This window comes from Flavipsychrobacter sp. (assembly GCA_041392855.1).
In the GTDB taxonomy this organism is placed as follows: Bacteria; Bacteroidota; Bacteroidia; order Chitinophagales; family Chitinophagaceae; genus UBA5543.
This window is the reverse complement of record JAWKLD010000003.1, coordinates 54572-70890: the sequence shown is the minus strand read 5'-3', so window position 1 is coordinate 70890 and position 16319 is coordinate 54572. Positions and strand designations below refer to the sequence as shown.

The following is a 16319-nucleotide window of genomic DNA, read 5'->3' as shown; positions in this document are numbered from 1 at the left end:
GTATTTTTAAAACAAACTACTTAGTATGACAACTGTTAATCCATACCTTACTTTTTTGGGTAATTGCGAAGCTGCCTTCAATCATTATAAATCAATTTTCGGAGGCGACTTTACTTACGTAGGTCGTTTCTCAGACATGCCACCTCAAGAAGGGCAGCCACCATTGCCAGAGGAGATGAAGAACCTCATTATGCATATATCATTGCCCATCAGCAAAGAAACCATACTTATGGGTAGTGATACAGGAGGTGAGTGGGCTCCTAAGGTAACTATAGGTAATAATATCACCATCTCAATTAGTACGGATAGTAAAGAAGATGCAGATAAGTTTTTTAATGGCTTATCAGAAGGGGGTAATATTACTATGCCTATTGGCCCTACGTTTTGGGGCGATTATTTTGGTATGTGCACCGATAAGTTTGACATAAACTGGATGGTAAGCTATAACGAAAGAATGCCTGAAGGGAAAGAATAGTATGGCTATGAATAAGGGACGGCGCATCTACTTCTTTGCCTTATTTAGATTCTCTTGCACCCTCATTTTTACCATTTTATGAATAAGATCTAATGGCATAGGCTCGTCTATAGGAAACTGTATAGAGCCTTTGCCCGTTTTGTATTTAGACAACTCTTTCTTAAATGCGGCATTGCCTGACGGGAGCGCATAAAAGCCAATATGGTTTTTGTAGGCTGCATAGTATACCAGCATGCCATTTTGTTTGAATGCAGGCATATTATAGCTGATAGTTTCTTTGGCATCTGGTGCTGCGGCACTAATCGTTTTTCTTATTACTGCTAATATTTCCTGGGTATCCTTAGGGAAGGATAGGTGATACTCATCTATTGTGCTGTACTTGATAGCCATTCTCCTAAAGTACTAAGTACTAGAAATCAATAAAACTTTCTTTTTAAAATAAACTTTCAGTAATTATTGAAAGTTTAGTAAAAATGTATTAGCTTTACTATGTAAAAGGAATTTGGGAGAAAGAAATGGAAGCCATTGATCATTTAAAAGATAAGTCATGAATTACAACATACTTGCATACGGTGTTTATCTGGTTACCATGGTCTTTATCATTGTTTATGTAGGCAAGCTGTTTCATCGTAATGGTCGTCATTTTATTCTGGCTCTTTTTAAAGGGGATGTAGCTCAAACAGATACGATGAACAATATCTTGCTGTTGGCCTATTACCTTTTCAATATTGGATATGCATTTGTAAAACTTCGTTACTGGATCAAGGTAGATAGTATAGAGGTATTACTGTCGAGCTTGGGAGGCAATATTGGTTTGTTGATCCTCATATTAGCATCCACGCATTACTTCAATATGGCACTCATTTATTTTTTATCAAAAAGGCAAATACAATCATTCACTAATAAATAGTTTCAATTATGAACAACCAACTGATCGTCACCGCGTATTTAATTTATTTACCAATAGCATTACTGCTTACAGGATTTGTTGCACATACATTGTTTAAAAATGGTTTGGTATTTATGCGCGATATATTCTTTGGCAGAGAAGAGATAGCTGTAGCTACCAATACACTATTTAAAATAGGCTTTTACCTACTCAACTTAGGTTTTGCACTTTATATCTTGGAGATCAACGGAGTGCTGGCAGGCACACAAGACACTATAGAGGCACTAAGCTACAAGATAGGAGGCTTTAGCATTTACCTAGGTGTTATGTTGTTTTTTAATCTCTACCTTTTCTTCAGAGGAAAAAGAATTGCTAAGAAAAGACATGAAGAAAGAGTGTTTATGGAAAAAATAAATGCTGCTACACCTACAACCTAATATCACTTGCATTAATTGTTATCACGGCCTGCTTTATTGTAGACCGTGTTTTTTTATGTTATAAGTTAACTGTATTTGTCAGATTGAAGGTATATTTAAGCATGAGAACTATGCTTGTAACCCTATTGTTTTTTTTAGCTGCAAACACTTTTGCACAAGAAAGAATTTATGTGTCTGAAATAACTGAATATAAAGAGCATGCCACCCGCGAATCTTTCAAGGAGTTTTTCAAAAAAAGAATGGATAATAGACAGGCATATAAAGGTAAAAGCTATAGGTATGATATAGTACATGAAGACAGTCTGTTTATCTATTACGGTATTTTGTGCATCACAGAGCAGGGTAGAGAGTATGTGTCTCATTTGTATAAGACAAATAGGACTCATGTTAAGTCTCTATTCCCAGCTTATCAGAGCATAGAAGGTTATCATATAAGAAGAAAGGCAGAGACCTACATTCCCGAAATAATATGGATAGAAGGAGGTGCTTCTTACGCTTATGCTAACATAGATATATCTCTAGATGCAGATACGATAAAGGTCGTATACGACAAATACGAAAAGAAGGACTTCTTATTTAAAAAGAGTAATCATCATTTGATCTGTTTTGATAAACATGACTTGACCTTACTTCGCATAAAAGAATTAGATAAACCACAATCTACATCTGGTAAGAAAAAATAGCCTTACTCTAAAGCACAAGAACCACCACTTGCCATAGCTCCCGTATGTTGTCTGCTGCAAGCTGTTTCGGCTTCGCTTCTTCTCTTTGCTTTAAAAGTGGTTTTAGAAGTACTGATAGAAGAGCCTGGGTAAACACATATGCATGTGTATTTGCGCTCACAAGAAGACAATAATATAATGCTTGCCATTATGGCTATGTTTAGAAGTAATGCTTTTTTCATAGTTTTTATGTTTGGCTACTGTGTATTTCAAATACTATGCCATTATGTATATAGGTTCGATTATAATAATGTGAAAGAGGTTTGCTAAATTTAAAAATGTCTCAAACTTTTCTTGATGAGGTAAATAATATCTACCCGCTTAGCAATGAGTTGCAAGAGGTGCTTACACAATATTATGAAGTAGTTGATTGCCCTAAAAAACAGCTGCTTTTAAAAGCAGGGCAAACATGTAATCATGTTTATTATATAGTGAAAGGTTTGATTCGCAGCTATTATATTAGAGATAGCGAAGAGATATGTTCCCGATTTATGCAGGAGGAACATATTGCATTGTCTATTGATAGTTTTTATACAAGAAAACCCGGCGTAGAATATATTGAAACGGTAGAGGACTGCACATTGGTGAAAATGAACTATGAAGACCTGCAAAATATTTATAAGCAATACCCCGAGTTTAACTTTATTGCAAGGGTATGGACGGAGCACTATTGTATAATGAGTGATGAAAAACTATTAATGCTCAGGAAGAATAGTGCTCAGGAACGTTATTTGTTCTTTATGGAAAACCACCCGGATTTGATACAACGACTGCCGCTTACCTATATAGCTTCTTATCTAGGTATGAGTTTAGAGACTTTGAGCAGAATAAGAAAAAAGCTAAGTGCGTAGAATTTGACTTTTGTCAAATGTTTTCAGCAAATAGCTCTATAGCTTTGCATTATGAAAAAAGCTATTAATATAGGTCTATTGCTTGCCTCACTGTTTGGCTATATGGAGTGGGGAAATAACTACAGCAACTTTGTCTATGAGGTAGAGTATGGTCTATTCACTAGTATAACAGATAAGTCAAAATCGTTTCTACATCCATTTATACTTATTCCTTTGCTAGGGCAGCTATTGTTATTGTTTACGTTCTTTCAGAAGAAACCTAGTAAGGTGTTGAGCATTATAGGCATGGTTTGCCTTAGTGTTATTATGTTTTTCTTGTTTTTTATTGGTTTCCTTGGTCCCAATATCAAGATCATGCTTTTTGCACTACCGTATGTGCTAATAAGTGTCTTGTTTATATGGTATAATAGAAAAAAGAAAAGTGTCTGATAATTGTAGTGATAAAAGATATTTTATACTACTATTTCTAGTACTTTTAAAAAAGTATGGAATGGTTAGACCTGTATAAAGTACAAATAGTAGAGTCGATAGCGGTAGTGCTATTATACCTATTGGTAGGAGCATTGTTTACAAAGGCTATAGAGAAAGTAGCCGTAAGGCTAGAGTATCAGCGCTCTAGGGTGAAAATGTTTAAAAAAGTACTGCACTTTATAGTAGTGGTAGTATGCTTGCTACTGCTTATGCTCATATGGGGGGTAAACCAATCGAGGTTACTATTCTTCTTGTCTTCTTTCTTAACCGTATTGGGTGTTGCGTTTGTGGCACAATGGTCTATACTTTCCAATATTACTGCAACGATCATATTGTTCTTCAACCATCCGGTACGCATAGGTGACTATATATCTGTAGCGGAAAAAGATGCAGTGGTAGAAGGTAAAGTAAGTGATATAGGGATTTTCTTTATTAGTATAAAAACCAAGGAAGGGGAGCTGATCACCATACCTAGTAATGTATTTATTCAAAAAGCTATAAAGAAGAGTAATAGCTAGGAGATATGGCTATATAAGCCGTAACTTCACACCTGTTTTGTAAATATTTTTTACATTTAAGTAAACCTAAACGTTAGAGAAATTGAGAGTACTTTTAGTATATCCTGAGATGCCGGATACCTTTTATGCTATGAAGCATTTTATGCACGTAGTAGATAAAAAAGCGGCATACCCTCCATTAGGTTTATTGACGGTAGCATCGCTACTGCCCGATAGTTGGGAGAAGAGATTGGCAGACCTTAATGTTGCGCCTATTAAAACGACTGACCTACAGTGGGCTGATTATGTTTTTCTTTCGGCTATGAATGTGCAGGAGGAGTCTGTAGGAGAAATAGTAAAGCTATGTAAAGAGGTGGGTGTAAAAATAGTGGCGGGTGGAACATTGTTTACCCATGAGCATTACCGCTTTCCTGAGATAGATTACTTTGTACTAAATGAGGCGGAAATAACATTGCCTCTTTTTCTGGAAGACTTGGAGAAAGGTGAGCTAAAGCCTATATATAGAACTAAAGAGTTTGCAGACGTTAGCACTTCGCCATTACCTTCTTTCGACCTGATAGATAAAAGCGAGTATTTGTATGATATTATCCAGTACTCAAGAGGGTGCCCATACATGTGCGACTTTTGTGATGTAACGGCATTGCTAGGCAGGCGACCAAGAACCAAAACACCTGAACAAATAATAGAAGAGCTAGATGCTATAAACGATGATGGCAATACACAGTTGGTATTGTTTGCCGATGATAACCTTATAGGTAACAAACGTATTCTTAAAGCAGAGCTTTTGCCGGCACTTATAGAATGGCGCAAGAAGACAAAACCTTCATTTTATTTTGCTACACAGCTCACGGTAAACTTGGCCGATGATGAAGAGCTGATGCAGAAATTGATAGATGCAGGTTTCAGGCACATCTTTATCGGTATTGAGACACCTTCGGAAGAGAGCCTGAAAGTTTCTCATAAAACACAGAACCTTAAGAAAAATCTATTACATACTATTCATTATATCCATAGTAAAGGGTTTATTATTTCAGGAGGATTTATTGTAGGGTTTGATACAGACGATGCAAGTATCTTTCAAAGGCAAATACAGTTTATACAAGAAAGTGGTATTCCTTTACCTATTGTAAATATTCTTAAGGCTCCTCCGGGTACAGATCTGTACAAGCGTATGAAGATGGAACGACGCTTATCAAAACCTTTTGCATTTACAGAGGGAGATACCAACCTGATACCTGTGATGGATCCTGTAGTGTTATACGAAGGGTTTATTGATGTTATCGACCATATTTATACTCCCAAAGGTTCTTATGAACGATTGATGAAGTTTTTTGAGACCTATAGTTTCCCTAAGAATACACTGAAGATCAAAGAAAAACTAAGCATGGCTCAAGTGAAAATGGCTTTGCTGATCATGTATAGATTGGGTGTTGTAGATAGAAACAGAAAGTACTTCTGGAAGATGATATCGTGGAGCGTATTTAATAATAGAAAAATGCTGGATAAAGCATTCTTCTATGGTATCATGATATATCAGATGAATGAGACCTATAAAACTATTTTACAAAAAGCTGTTGAAGAGAAGGAGGTCTATCAAACTCATGGCATTCCCGAGCCTTTTGTAGAACCTGCATTGAGCTACGCATAGCAGTGTAAGTTGCAGATATAGATAATATAAGCCTCTTGCCTATTTAATATTCTTATAAGTCTCCTTAAAGGTAACAGGTATGCCTGAGCTATTAGGTTTTGTTTGGCTTAATTTCAATTGTGTTTGAGATACTTCCAAATTCAAAGTGTCAGGGTTGCTATCGTATATGGCTATTTTGGACTCATTGTCTAATAGCTGCCATGTAAATGTACTACTCTGTGGATTGCCATTACATTTGATGATGTTCTCATTTCTGATAACAGTTTTGTTAGAGAAAAATTCTACAAAATCATCTTTTTCACAATTGTCTACATCAGGGTATAGATCGGCAGTAGTGTCTTTACCCATGTAGTTAATAGTTGCTGTTTTAGCAGATAGTTGCCATTTGCCGGCTTCTAGTAGTTGTTGCTTTGCAGATGAGGTTGTATTGTTTGTTTTATCGTCTTCTTGTTTTTTAGTACAAGAGGCTAATATGACTACTAAACATAGTGTAGTTGATAGAATGTATGTAGGTTTCATAACTGCTTATTTGGTATAAAAATATAATATAATCAGTGCGTAGGCAAGGCTTGTAGACAGTAGAGACGTTTATAATTTTTAAAGCGGTAACTTATAAAAGCTTTGTGTCAAACTATTTCAATAGATTGCTAGATGAAATTAAACCTATGATGAGTGTGTTTTCAATAATAAAAAATTGGTTAATTATTGTCTTATTAGTTTTTACTAATAACCAATGTTCGGGTAAAAAAATATACACCATGTCCAATGTTGACTTTATTGGTCAGTTTACTAACCTCACACTTAAACAACGTGATAGTAGCGTAGTAGCTGGCCTTATAAATGCTACAGGGTTGAATACTTATGTTATGGGGCAGGTATACTGTTTTGATGAAAATGCAAATAAAGTGTGGTTGAAGTATACTAATAATACGCAGGTAGGTTTGAAGATGAAAGACGATCAAGAAAAACTACTGCTACTACATACCATTAAGTATTATGATGATACTATTGAAGGTGTTGAATACAACGCACTATGGGCGAGCAAAAAGGTAAGCTATTTTAATATGCATCATGTAAGTACATTCACTGTTTATAAAAAGTATAATGAAGAGGTGGTGGCTTATTATGACTTAGATAGTGTTAAAAGAGTTTTGGATAGCGCAATATCAGTTGTAAGGTTGAAAAATGATTCTTTGGAAAAGATATTTACAACAGGGAAAGAATGGGTTATCAAGCTTTGTACAAAAAATAAGAATAGGAAAGATACTTTCATGATACATGAAGATGCGTGCTATCATATCAAATTTAAAGATGGTAATAAAACATTATTCGGAGTTGTAGAGCGAATTTCTAAAGACTCTATTTATATCACGAGTAGTCTGAATAGTAATACCTCCAAGCATTACAAAGAAGATTATAAAGTTTACAAGTACCCTATAAGTGAAATTGCAGAACTGCATTTGATGAGAAGTGGTGGTTATTCATTTAAAAAGATTGATGTTGAAGATTGCGAAATGTCAGTTGATTATCTTGATAAGGCTAGTAGTAACCTTTTTAGAGCTTGGTATGCTGTGATGACGCCAGAAATGCTTGTGTATTTTTATAGAGCCTGGCTCATGGACAGGGGGTATATGGGCATAAGCGAACAAAATAATAAACCTGTAATGTTTGAAGGAGGAGTTACTCATTAATAAGTAATCTTCTATACCATAAAAGCATAGTTTATAATTGGCGCTTCAAATAGATTGATATAAATTGAGATATAATAATCCAACATGCTACTAATAGCCATACTCTTACCGCCATTGTCATTTTTCTTAAGGGGGAAAATATTGAGTGGATTACTTTGTCTCATTTTGCAAATAACACTAATAGGATGGCTACCTGCGGCAATATGGGCCGTAGTGTCTCTGCAAAATGCCAGAGCTGAAAGAAGAACTAAACGTGTAATAAAAGAAATGAGAAAGGCAGGTGCCTAAGTAATATTTCTAATTAAACTACCATGTAATGGATAACGCTAGAGTATTTAAGATGAGCTTTGCCAGTATCTATCCCCTGTATATACAAAAGGTGGAAAAGAAAGGACATACACAAGAAGAGTTGGATACTATCATACATTGGCTAACAGGCTACGATAAAAAACTACTACAAAAGCAGATAGATAATAAAGTCGACTTAGCTGCCTTTTTTGAAGAAGCACCCCAGTTAAACCCCAATGTGACAAAAATAAAAGGATTGATATGTGGCTACCGTGTAGAAGATATAGAAGACCCCCTCATGCAAAAAATACGCTACATGGACAAGCTGGTAGATGAGCTGGCAAGAGGAAAGAAAATGAAAAGCATATTAAGGGAGTAAAGATTATATATCGTTAACTTGCAGCCTCGACCATGTCTTTATATACAGCATCTATCAACTCGGGCAGCAATGGCAATTGTTACTACATCAGTAACGGGCAAGACGCCGTGCTTATAGATGCGGGTATCTCCTGCCGCGAAACGGAGATACGTATGAAGAAGATGGGCTTGGACATCACCAAAGTGCGAGCCATATTCATCACCCATGAGCATACCGACCATATAAAAGGAGCACAACTACTATCGTCTCGATATAAGATACCAGCCTATCTGAATCATAAAACACATTATGCTAGTCATCTAAAGTTTAAGCCTGATCTATATCGTAGAATAGAACATAATGAAGTGATAGATGTGCATGGTATGCAAGTGACGGGTTTTAGTAAACTACACGACGCAATAGACCCCTACAGCTATGTAGTCAATTATGCAGGTATCACTATAGGTGTGTTTACAGATATAGGTGCTGTGTGTGATAATCTTACTCACTATATGCAGCAGTGCCATGCGGCTTATCTGGAGTCCAACTACGATGAAGAGATGTTGGAGAACGGTAGGTATCATATAAGACTCAAAAACCGTATACGTGGTGGTTTAGGGCATCTGTCTAACAAAGAAGCTGTAGAGTTTTTCAAAGCGTATAAGCCTGAATATATGACCCATCTTTTCTTGTCTCACCTATCCAGAGATAACAATAACCCTGATCTGGCATTAGACTTATTCAAGCAGCATGCCGATGATGTAGAGGTGCATGTAGCTCCTCGCTATGGGCATAGTGAACTTTTTCATATTACTACTGATGCCACACCTTCAACCCCACAAATAAAACAGGCAACCTTGTTTTAAGAATGTGCGAGCTTTTCCATGCCTAATAAGCCTACCAAGAATAGTTATTGTCTTGAGCTTATAAATAAAGATTGGTTTAGTATGATTAGGAACAATATCAGGACTATTGCAATGCTTTTCTCACAATATCCACTATAGAGCGTGGAAATAAATGTGATATTTTGCTCAGCATTTTTATGCTTTGAATCTGAAACTGTAATTTACTATCTCTATGTACGACTGAATCAAAATACTTGTTTTCTAATTTTTTTCCTGTTTCTATATTGACAAGGTCTGTCATGTATATTTTATTGATAGCTATGTCAGAGTATCTCGGGGCATAATACATGCAATTCTCAAAGTAGTAATGAGTAACTTGTGAGTGACGTGATCTTCCTGGTGTTTTTATTTTTTCTCCTCCATGCAAAAGGTTAGCAGCCCATATTAATGCCTGCCCTTTTTTTATGTTTAATATCTCTTTTTTTAATTCTAATGTTCTAACTACTTCTTGAATAAAAGTTTCATAGTTATCTAAATATGTCATCATTGCTTTTTTCTTTTCCCTATTGTCACTAGCTTTTATTCCCATATCCAAGAGGTCGTAAAATGGTAATTTGTGGCTTCGGGGGTAATAATGTAAAGGGCCATTATTAGCATCAATATCTTCAAAAGCTATCCAAACCCCACACATAAACCGTTGAGGGATCGAATTAAAGTGTATCATGTCTGAGTGGGTATTTTGTTGTGTACCTACAGGAAAATTTAAAGTTTGAAAAGGAATCGGTTCTCGCTGGTATAGCAACCTAAGCTTTTCATAGACTATTTCCATGGTTGCAATCCTTCGAACATTGTCATTAAAAGTCCATGCATCCTGTATGCGCAAGTCATCACCTTCAATTTTTTTAAATTTCGGCTCAAGCTCTCTAATTACCTTGTCAATTAATTCATCACTGATTTGAGGGTCAAACGTCACATAACCTTCATCTGCAAATTGTTTAACAAATGATTTGTCTTCCTTGCTTAGATCGGAAGCTTCTAATTCTGCATTGAAAAAAGGAGATTCAATCCATGGTAGATTGTGATTTAAGGGTTTCATGTAAGGATATTTGGTAGTTGATAGTAAAAATTACTTCTACAACAGTAATTATAATGCTATAAACCTCCAAACTCCAGCTGTTAATATTTAGTAAATTTGTTGTTATATGATTTTATTGTGACTTACTGAAAAAAGGAGTTTATGAGATTGAATACACTTTTGAACAGTAGATATAATCTTATAGATAATATTACCATCAGTTTAAAAAAGTTGGCCTCAAGAGAATTCTTTTTCGTTCACTCTATAAAAAAACTCTTGTCCTTTTAAAGTTAGTGCCGACCTGACCACGCCCTCTATTCTGCGATTATACAGAACAATAACATAAAACGAATGAGTATCATTGGGCGCGATCTCTTTATGCAAAGAAGAGGACTTGTGAAGAGCATTATCTAAAATAACATCTAATGTTTTCAAATCGGCAATTCATAGTTTGGACGTATTAACAGATTAGAGGTTTTGTTACTAGTAGATGTATTGTATAAATATAGTCGTAATTATTAAAATATAAATATTTTTTATATAATTACGTATTGTCAACCCGATTTACACCCGAAAAATGAAAACATTTTCACTAAAAAGAATTAAAAAGGCAGGGGTCTTACTGTCTAGGTTTTGGGTGTTTCGAAAGCCTCTGTTTACTTTTCTAAAATATGAGCATGTAATAATTGAGGGGAATAAATTATTACTTGTTAGTTGGAATACTAAAAATGCAAGTTTGTTATCAATTGATCAGCTTGGTTATCATTCATCTCAAAAAAAGTCTAGTCTAATTATAAGTCTTCCAGAAGATATAGATCAAGTAGAAATATTAATTAAGAATTTATGGAAGAAAACAGTAGACAAGATTTCTCTTGTAAGCATTGAGATAGAGTACAAATATCAAATTAATAGTGATTTTTCAGATTTATTAAAATCAGTCTTAGCATCACAAAATGATGAAGTCAGTAGGATTATAAAGAATAATTCAGGTCAGCTAATTCAAATTAATGCAAAGTTGAATTCTAGACCCAATAATCCCAGATTAATAAGTTCAAATTGCAGAATAGTCAACAAAATTCCTAAACTTAATCACCCAAAGTATACACCATGAGTAAAAGTAAATATGCAACCGAAAGGGAGTATTATAAAACTCCAAGATCAACCAAAATAATGCGCTTGTTTTGGAAAGCGGCAGGTGCTGATCGATATATTCTTGAACGAAGCACATATGGAGACCAGATAAAGTACCTGTGTTTGGGGGGGATAATTATTGCAACTGGGGTAATGGCAGGTATTGCCGGTGGATATGCATTCTATACTATTTTCGAACCTAAAGGGAATGCGATTAATTCTTTTAAGACAGTATCTGATATTGCTGGAGATTATGATAGTATACATATTGGTACGATGATATTATCAATGGTTTTCGGTACAATTTGGGGATTAATAATATTCAATATTGATAGGTTTATTATTACGAGTACTGGAAAAGGCGACGGCACTGAGGAAATTACTAAGCAAGAAATTAGAGGGGCTTTACCTAGATTGCTAATGGGGGCAATAATAGCATTGACAATATCTAAGCCTGTTGAAATTAGAATGTTTAAAACAGAAATAGACATTGCACTACACGAAAAGCAAATAGAACAGCAACAAATTTATATATCTCAAACCGACTCGATTTTTAATGCGGAAATACGAAAAAAGGATGTTGAAATAGTAAAATTTGAAGAACAGTTATTAGATAAAAGAGAGAGGTATGCTGGTTTAGAAGAACAGTATATTGAAGAGGCTAGAATAGTCACAGTTGGACCGAGGGCAAAAGCCATTAAGTCTCAAATGGATGCTATAAAACGGGAGATAAGCTCTATTGAAAATAATTCTGAATATATGCGAATCAAAGCTGAAAAAAGAGAGCTAGAAGTAGAGCGAAAAGAGAAGTTGAAAGTAAGTGAAAAAGTTGCTGCTGGACTTGATGGCTTGTTAGAGAGGATAAAGCTAGCACATGAAAAAGCAGGATGGATGATCTCGCTATTCATTACACTTTTATTCATGGCAATTGAATTGACCCCAATATTTTTTAAACTAATGCTAATAAAGAGTCCATATGATTATATGGAAGAAAATATAAAAGAGTTAATTAAGGCAGAGGAAGGGATTGAAATAAAGTCTGATTACTACCAAGATAGAGAAGGAAGACAAAGAGATTTAGTAATACATCATCAGGTAATAAAATTATTAAAAGAGAAGATTAAACTTTTGGAGAGCCAAAGTGAAATTAGTGATAAGGCTATTAATGAGTGGAAGGATAAAAAACTTAAAGATGTATCACAAAACCCTGATGACTATATAAACGAAGCGTAATGGCAAATTTAAAAAGAAACAATTTGCTGTTATATCCTAAAAGGTTAATTGATCTTATAGGTATAGATTACAGAATATTACTAAAAACGAAAAGTAAGGTTATTTACCGTTTTTATTTTACAGGATTCCTTGTGTTGTTTGTTGTAGCCTTGAGTCTTGTTTCTGTTTTTTATGCTTTCGAATTGCTTTTTCATAGATGGTTTGTAGAATTTGCTTTGTCCAGCTTTTTTTCAATTCTATTACTGTTTATGTACCTGCTCATTATAAATACGTTTTCAAAGCAAGGCGGCAAAGATGAGCATGAAGATGATAAAGTTATTACAGATAGGAGAAGAAAAGTATCTGATATTTTTAAACTCCCTCAGCTTCTTCGTTTAAGTTTTATAGGGTTCATGGGGTTTATAATATCAGTACCAATAAATATCTATTTTTTTCAGAATAGTGTGGATTCTGAAATGGCGGCATTTAAACAAGAACTTATAGCAAATTTTGAAAATAGAATCGTGTCATTAGATGAACACGAAGTAATTGAACTCAAAAAAAGAAAAGATTTTTACGAAAAACAATATAGCCTAGGAGTTAACGCCGTAAAAGAGCCTATATCAAGAATTGAACAAAAGTTAAATGATGTTCGTAACAAACAAAATCAATTAGTTGGTCAAGTTCGTAATGAAGTATATTCTGCGTATTTTTTTGTTCAAAGAATAAATATTATCTATTCTTCGCAGTTAGTCTCATACCTGATATCATTTCTCATCATATCAATATTTATTCTGCCAATACTTCTTATATACTTTATCTCTAATGATAACGACTATTATGCATTGAAACGCAAGTATGCTAATGAGCTTATTGACTTTCATAGTGTTGCTACTAATGAGAAGTATATAAATATATTTAAAGAAAAGTTTGATGTAAGAATATCGAAAAGATATACGGCAAAAGAAGATCCCTTTAACAGAAGATTTGAGCAAAAGGTAAATACTCAATCAGATTTTCAAAAAGATTTTATCAATAATCAAAGTGAACTTTAACAAGGATCATTATAGCGTACTAGGGGTAGGGAAATCTGCTACAAAAGAAGAAATAAAGGCTGCCTATAGAGCTCTTGTTAAAAAAAATCACCCAGATAAAAACAAAGAAGACTCTACTTCAGAAGATAAAATAAAAGAAATCAATGAGGCGTATGGTATTTTAGGTAATGAAGTGAATAGGCACATTTATGATGAGTATTTAAAAGGTAGTTATGCAGATGAGCAAGTAGAAGAAGATGAACCTAATGTTACGTATAAGAAAAGTAAAGTAAAGGTAAATAAGGAGTATCGTACCTATTTAAAAGGGACTATAATTGTAAAATACAAAGGTGATCGAATTTTAAAAGGTTTTTCTGATTTGCCATGGAATTCAGACTTCCTTCTTGATCCAATAGATGTCTATGCAGTAGTAAAACAAGAAGATATATATTCATATGATAAATTAACTACGCATTTTAAAAAGGCCTTTAGTGAAACCAAGTTGTTCAAGGTTCCGCTACCTCAACCTATCAGAACAACAATTATTACTAAAGAAGGGCAAAAGTTCTACAATATTAAAATACTTGATATTAAAGTTGCTAGCCCTAAAATAATGGATGTAGTATATGAAGGGAATAGTAGTTATGGTACAATAAGAGGTGATTTTTATGGGTATGTTGTAGAGAATAAAAAGGAGTATAAAGAGAAATACACTAAAGAGTGTTTTGGTGAAACAGGCAATATAGAAGAAAAAGAAGATAGACAGTATGAATACATACGTAAAGAATATTTCCATAAAGATTGCTCAAGCTACTGGGGCCCGTGGGAGCGCATAAGGAAGGTAAATAAAACAACCGATACATTAAGTTTTAATAGCGGTTGTTCTGGACATTTTGGTAATATACCTGTCTGGCTTTCTTTGTTTTTAGGTCTATTTATCTTGATAATTAAGTTTAAAACAGTAGGGTTAATTGTAGCAACTATTGCTTTCTTACTATTGATAGTCTTGCTTGGAACAGTTGTAGCTATAGTCGCTGAATACATTGGATATTTATTGATTGTTGTCTTAATAATTATCGGATTAAGAGGGTGCCTAACAGATAAAGTAATGCCTGCACCACCATCAGCTCCTAGCAATGATAGTATTACTGTGTCTGAAACTGTACATACAGATAAGAGGAAAAAAGTTGTTGATACCTTAATAACACATCGAATTAACTGGAGGTCTTATGACGATAATGATTACCAGATTGACTTAACTGTTTCTAGAAAAAAAATGAATATAGCAGTGTTAAGACATGCAAATATTGATGTTCAGGTATTCAAAGAAGAAGATATAGGTAATGTTTACAAACAGCTTTCTGAAACAGATAATACAAACTTAAGTTATGTATATAGTGCATTTGATAGCATTAGAGTACAGAACTCTCTCGATAGGTTTGATTTTGCAAATCTTATGGTTTCTTGCGTACAAAACATTCCGTTTTATATTGTTCTAGAAGGTGATTGTAATAAGGATGATTATAGTGATGAATATGTACAATGGTATTTGTCTCATTGCGTAAGTGAATGTTGTATAGGTCACCAGAAATATGGAGTACGATCGCCAATAGAGTTTTTAGGAGACATGAAAGGCGACTGTGATACAAGATCCCTCTTGTTGTATAATTTGTTTAGGAAATTTGATTATGATGTTGCTTTGTTAGTAAGCGCTCATTACCAACACGCATTAATTGCTGTAAATTTAGAAGGAGTTCAACCTAATGGAGTAGTGGCTGTAAATATTGATGGGAAAAAGTACTATTTATGGGAGACAACCGACACTGGATTTGAAGCAGGCAATATACCTATTCATATGGCAAATATGTCTTATTGGAAAATAGCATTATTATCTAACCAAATAAATAACTAAAAATGAATAATTATTCATATGATACCATTTTGCCAATACTGCTTGGTGTAATAGTGTGCTGCTTAGTAGTAATATTATTTATTCGTCTACTTAAGTGGAGGAAACATTTGATCTCGCCTTATAATGGTATGGAATGGAGTCAAATTCTTTGGGTTTCATTCTTTATAGTAGGGGTGTTTATTATATGTTCTTCATCTATAAAGCCAACTTTAGAGACCTATAAATTTTATAGATCACAAAATTTAGGATTGGGCGAATTGTTCTCAATCACATTCCAGAAGTCAGGAATTGTTTTCTTAAGCCTATGTGTTGCATGTCTATTGTACTACGTGTTTTCAATTATAACTATTCAGATTTTTACTAGCGAAAAGGAAACGTTCAATGAAATATCAGAAGGTAATATCTCACTCTCAATATTGTCAAGCTCTATAACGGTAGGGTATGCTATAATTATTTATGTAGTAGTGTCGACGTTATTTTCGTGGACTACGCCAGTAACAATTAATCTCCATTAAAACTAGTACTTAAACCATTTTTTACTGAAAATAAACCATTTATAAAACAAAAAAGCCGCTCAATGAGCGGCTTTTTGTGATCCCGTTGGGATTCGAACCCAAGACCCATACATTAAAAGTGTATTGCTCTACCAGCTGAGCTACAGGATCTTTTACTTTGTTTTTCCGTAGAACGGGCTGCAAAGATAGGACATCAGATTTTTAATCAAAAGCTTTTTCTTGATTTTTTTTATTGTTATATGTTTTT

20 protein-coding genes and 1 tRNA gene are annotated in these 16319 nt (G+C 34.3%); 16 read left to right on the top strand and 5 right to left on the bottom strand.

Features of this window, described 5'->3' with window-relative positions; translation table 11 throughout:
• The first annotated feature begins 25 nt into the window (after window positions 1–25).
• Window positions 26–475 (top strand): VOC family protein, encoded by a 450-nt coding sequence (locus tag R2800_15320; protein MEZ5018429.1) that lies wholly within the window; start codon window positions 26–28, stop codon window positions 473–475.
• A 27-nt stretch (window positions 476–502) separates the two neighbouring features.
• On the opposite strand, the gene R2800_15315 is transcribed toward R2800_15320, so the two are convergent.
• Window positions 503–865 carry a DUF1801 domain-containing protein gene (locus tag R2800_15315; protein MEZ5018428.1) on the bottom strand — a complete coding sequence of 121 codons (363 nt, stop codon included), beginning with the start codon at window positions 863–865 and terminating at the stop codon, window positions 503–505.
• Between the two features lie 157 nt (window positions 866–1022).
• Between R2800_15315 and R2800_15310 the strand changes: the two genes are divergently transcribed.
• From R2800_15310 to R2800_15300, 3 genes are all read left to right on the top strand, one after another.
• Window positions 1023–1385 carry a hypothetical protein gene (locus R2800_15310; protein ID MEZ5018427.1) on the top strand — a complete coding sequence of 121 codons (363 nt, stop codon included), beginning with the start codon at window positions 1023–1025 and terminating at the stop codon, window positions 1383–1385.
• 8 nt (window positions 1386–1393) lie between these two features.
• Window positions 1394–1801, top strand: coding sequence for a hypothetical protein (locus R2800_15305; GenBank protein MEZ5018426.1), 408 nt, complete (start codon window positions 1394–1396; stop codon window positions 1799–1801).
• A 170-nt stretch (window positions 1802–1971) separates the two neighbouring features.
• Complete coding sequence (locus tag R2800_15300) at window positions 1972–2484, top strand: hypothetical protein (protein ID MEZ5018425.1); 513 nt, start codon at window positions 1972–1974, stop codon at window positions 2482–2484.
• Window positions 2485–2486: 2 nt separating this feature from the next.
• On the opposite strand, the gene R2800_15295 is transcribed toward R2800_15300, so the two are convergent.
• Window positions 2487–2705 (bottom strand): hypothetical protein, encoded by a 219-nt coding sequence (locus tag R2800_15295; GenBank protein MEZ5018424.1) that lies wholly within the window; start codon window positions 2703–2705, stop codon window positions 2487–2489.
• 96 nt (window positions 2706–2801) lie between these two features.
• On the opposite strand from R2800_15295, the gene R2800_15290 reads away from it, so the two are divergent.
• The 4 genes from R2800_15290 (at window position 2802) to R2800_15275 (ending at window position 6011) form a co-directional block, all read left to right on the top strand.
• Window positions 2802–3374: a Crp/Fnr family transcriptional regulator gene (locus R2800_15290; GenBank protein ID MEZ5018423.1), complete on the top strand. Its 573-nt coding sequence runs from the start codon at window positions 2802–2804 to the stop codon at window positions 3372–3374.
• A 51-nt stretch (window positions 3375–3425) separates the two neighbouring features.
• The gene (locus R2800_15285; GenBank protein ID MEZ5018422.1) at window positions 3426–3803 is read left to right on the top strand and encodes a hypothetical protein; all 378 of its coding nucleotides are present in this window, start codon (window positions 3426–3428) and stop codon (window positions 3801–3803) included.
• A 56-nt stretch (window positions 3804–3859) separates the two neighbouring features.
• On the top strand, window positions 3860–4363 hold the full coding sequence (locus R2800_15280) for a mechanosensitive ion channel (protein ID MEZ5018421.1): 504 nt from the start codon (window positions 3860–3862) through the stop codon (window positions 4361–4363).
• A gap of 82 nt (window positions 4364–4445) precedes the next feature.
• The gene (locus R2800_15275) at window positions 4446–6011 is read left to right on the top strand and encodes a radical SAM protein (protein MEZ5018420.1); all 1566 of its coding nucleotides are present in this window, start codon (window positions 4446–4448) and stop codon (window positions 6009–6011) included.
• A 39-nt stretch (window positions 6012–6050) separates the two neighbouring features.
• On the opposite strand, the gene R2800_15270 is transcribed toward R2800_15275, so the two are convergent.
• The gene (locus tag R2800_15270) at window positions 6051–6530 is read right to left on the bottom strand and encodes a lipocalin family protein (protein ID MEZ5018419.1); all 480 of its coding nucleotides are present in this window, start codon (window positions 6528–6530) and stop codon (window positions 6051–6053) included.
• Between the two features lie 239 nt (window positions 6531–6769).
• Between R2800_15270 and R2800_15265 the strand changes: the two genes are divergently transcribed.
• From R2800_15265 to R2800_15250, 4 genes are all read left to right on the top strand, one after another.
• Window positions 6770–7702 carry a hypothetical protein gene (locus tag R2800_15265; protein MEZ5018418.1) on the top strand — a complete coding sequence of 311 codons (933 nt, stop codon included), beginning with the start codon at window positions 6770–6772 and terminating at the stop codon, window positions 7700–7702.
• Window positions 7703–7786: 84 nt separating this feature from the next.
• Window positions 7787–7990 (top strand): YqaE/Pmp3 family membrane protein, encoded by a 204-nt coding sequence (locus R2800_15260; protein MEZ5018417.1) that lies wholly within the window; start codon window positions 7787–7789, stop codon window positions 7988–7990.
• A gap of 28 nt (window positions 7991–8018) precedes the next feature.
• The gene (locus tag R2800_15255; GenBank protein MEZ5018416.1) at window positions 8019–8369 is read left to right on the top strand and encodes a DUF2200 domain-containing protein; all 351 of its coding nucleotides are present in this window, start codon (window positions 8019–8021) and stop codon (window positions 8367–8369) included.
• A gap of 32 nt (window positions 8370–8401) precedes the next feature.
• Window positions 8402–9214: an MBL fold metallo-hydrolase gene (locus tag R2800_15250; protein ID MEZ5018415.1), complete on the top strand. Its 813-nt coding sequence runs from the start codon at window positions 8402–8404 to the stop codon at window positions 9212–9214.
• A gap of 103 nt (window positions 9215–9317) precedes the next feature.
• Here the strand turns inward: R2800_15250 and R2800_15245 are convergent, their stop codons facing one another.
• On the bottom strand, window positions 9318–10289 hold the full coding sequence (locus tag R2800_15245) for a phytanoyl-CoA dioxygenase family protein (protein MEZ5018414.1): 972 nt from the start codon (window positions 10287–10289) through the stop codon (window positions 9318–9320).
• Window positions 10290–10845: 556 nt separating this feature from the next.
• Here R2800_15245 and R2800_15240 point away from each other — a divergent pair.
• Genes R2800_15240 through R2800_15225 form a run of 4 tightly spaced genes read left to right on the top strand, consistent with a single transcriptional unit; the run spans window position 10846 to window position 15557 of the window.
• Window positions 10846–11379 (top strand): hypothetical protein, encoded by a 534-nt coding sequence (locus tag R2800_15240; protein ID MEZ5018413.1) that lies wholly within the window; start codon window positions 10846–10848, stop codon window positions 11377–11379.
• Complete coding sequence (locus R2800_15235) at window positions 11376–12632, top strand: DUF4407 domain-containing protein (GenBank protein MEZ5018412.1); 1257 nt, start codon at window positions 11376–11378, stop codon at window positions 12630–12632. Before R2800_15240 ends, R2800_15235 begins: the two co-directional genes overlap by 4 nt.
• Window positions 12632–13666 carry a DUF4407 domain-containing protein gene (locus R2800_15230; GenBank protein ID MEZ5018411.1) on the top strand — a complete coding sequence of 345 codons (1035 nt, stop codon included), beginning with the start codon at window positions 12632–12634 and terminating at the stop codon, window positions 13664–13666. Before R2800_15235 ends, R2800_15230 begins: the two co-directional genes overlap by 1 nt.
• Window positions 13656–15557, top strand: a complete 1902-nt coding sequence (locus tag R2800_15225; GenBank protein MEZ5018410.1) for a DnaJ domain-containing protein — start codon at window positions 13656–13658, stop codon at window positions 15555–15557. The genes R2800_15230 and R2800_15225 overlap by 11 nt, the downstream gene beginning before the upstream one ends.
• A 592-nt stretch (window positions 15558–16149) precedes the next feature.
• Here the strand turns inward: R2800_15225 and R2800_15220 are convergent.
• Window positions 16150–16222 (bottom strand) — tRNA-Lys (locus tag R2800_15220).
• Window positions 16223–16319 lie beyond the last annotated feature (97 nt).

Bases quoted from the DNA above. Each gene is read 5' to 3' on its own strand.
- R2800_15285 (MEZ5018422.1), top strand. From the start codon at position 3,426: ATGAAAAAAGCTATTAATATAGGTCTATTGCTTGCCTCACTGTTTGGC.
- R2800_15315 (MEZ5018428.1), bottom strand. From the start codon at position 865: ATGGCTATCAAGTACAGCACAATAGATGAGTATCACCTATCCTTCCCT.
- R2800_15255 (MEZ5018416.1), top strand. From the start codon at position 8,019: ATGGATAACGCTAGAGTATTTAAGATGAGCTTTGCCAGTATCTATCCC.
- R2800_15230 (MEZ5018411.1), top strand. From the start codon at position 12,632: ATGGCAAATTTAAAAAGAAACAATTTGCTGTTATATCCTAAAAGGTTA.
- R2800_15310 (MEZ5018427.1), top strand. From the start codon at position 1,023: ATGAATTACAACATACTTGCATACGGTGTTTATCTGGTTACCATGGTC.
- R2800_15235 (MEZ5018412.1), top strand. From the start codon at position 11,376: ATGAGTAAAAGTAAATATGCAACCGAAAGGGAGTATTATAAAACTCCA.
- R2800_15260 (MEZ5018417.1), top strand. From the start codon at position 7,787: ATGCTACTAATAGCCATACTCTTACCGCCATTGTCATTTTTCTTAAGG.
- R2800_15280 (MEZ5018421.1), top strand. From the start codon at position 3,860: ATGGAATGGTTAGACCTGTATAAAGTACAAATAGTAGAGTCGATAGCG.
- R2800_15265 (MEZ5018418.1), top strand. From the start codon at position 6,770: ATGTCCAATGTTGACTTTATTGGTCAGTTTACTAACCTCACACTTAAA.
- R2800_15290 (MEZ5018423.1), top strand. From the start codon at position 2,802: ATGTCTCAAACTTTTCTTGATGAGGTAAATAATATCTACCCGCTTAGC.
- R2800_15295 (MEZ5018424.1), bottom strand. From the start codon at position 2,705: ATGAAAAAAGCATTACTTCTAAACATAGCCATAATGGCAAGCATTATA.
- R2800_15240 (MEZ5018413.1), top strand. From the start codon at position 10,846: ATGAAAACATTTTCACTAAAAAGAATTAAAAAGGCAGGGGTCTTACTG.
- R2800_15245 (MEZ5018414.1), bottom strand. From the start codon at position 10,289: ATGAAACCCTTAAATCACAATCTACCATGGATTGAATCTCCTTTTTTC.
- R2800_15270 (MEZ5018419.1), bottom strand. From the start codon at position 6,530: ATGAAACCTACATACATTCTATCAACTACACTATGTTTAGTAGTCATA.
- R2800_15250 (MEZ5018415.1), top strand. From the start codon at position 8,402: ATGTCTTTATATACAGCATCTATCAACTCGGGCAGCAATGGCAATTGT.
- R2800_15320 (MEZ5018429.1), top strand. From the start codon at position 26: ATGACAACTGTTAATCCATACCTTACTTTTTTGGGTAATTGCGAAGCT.
- R2800_15305 (MEZ5018426.1), top strand. From the start codon at position 1,394: ATGAACAACCAACTGATCGTCACCGCGTATTTAATTTATTTACCAATA.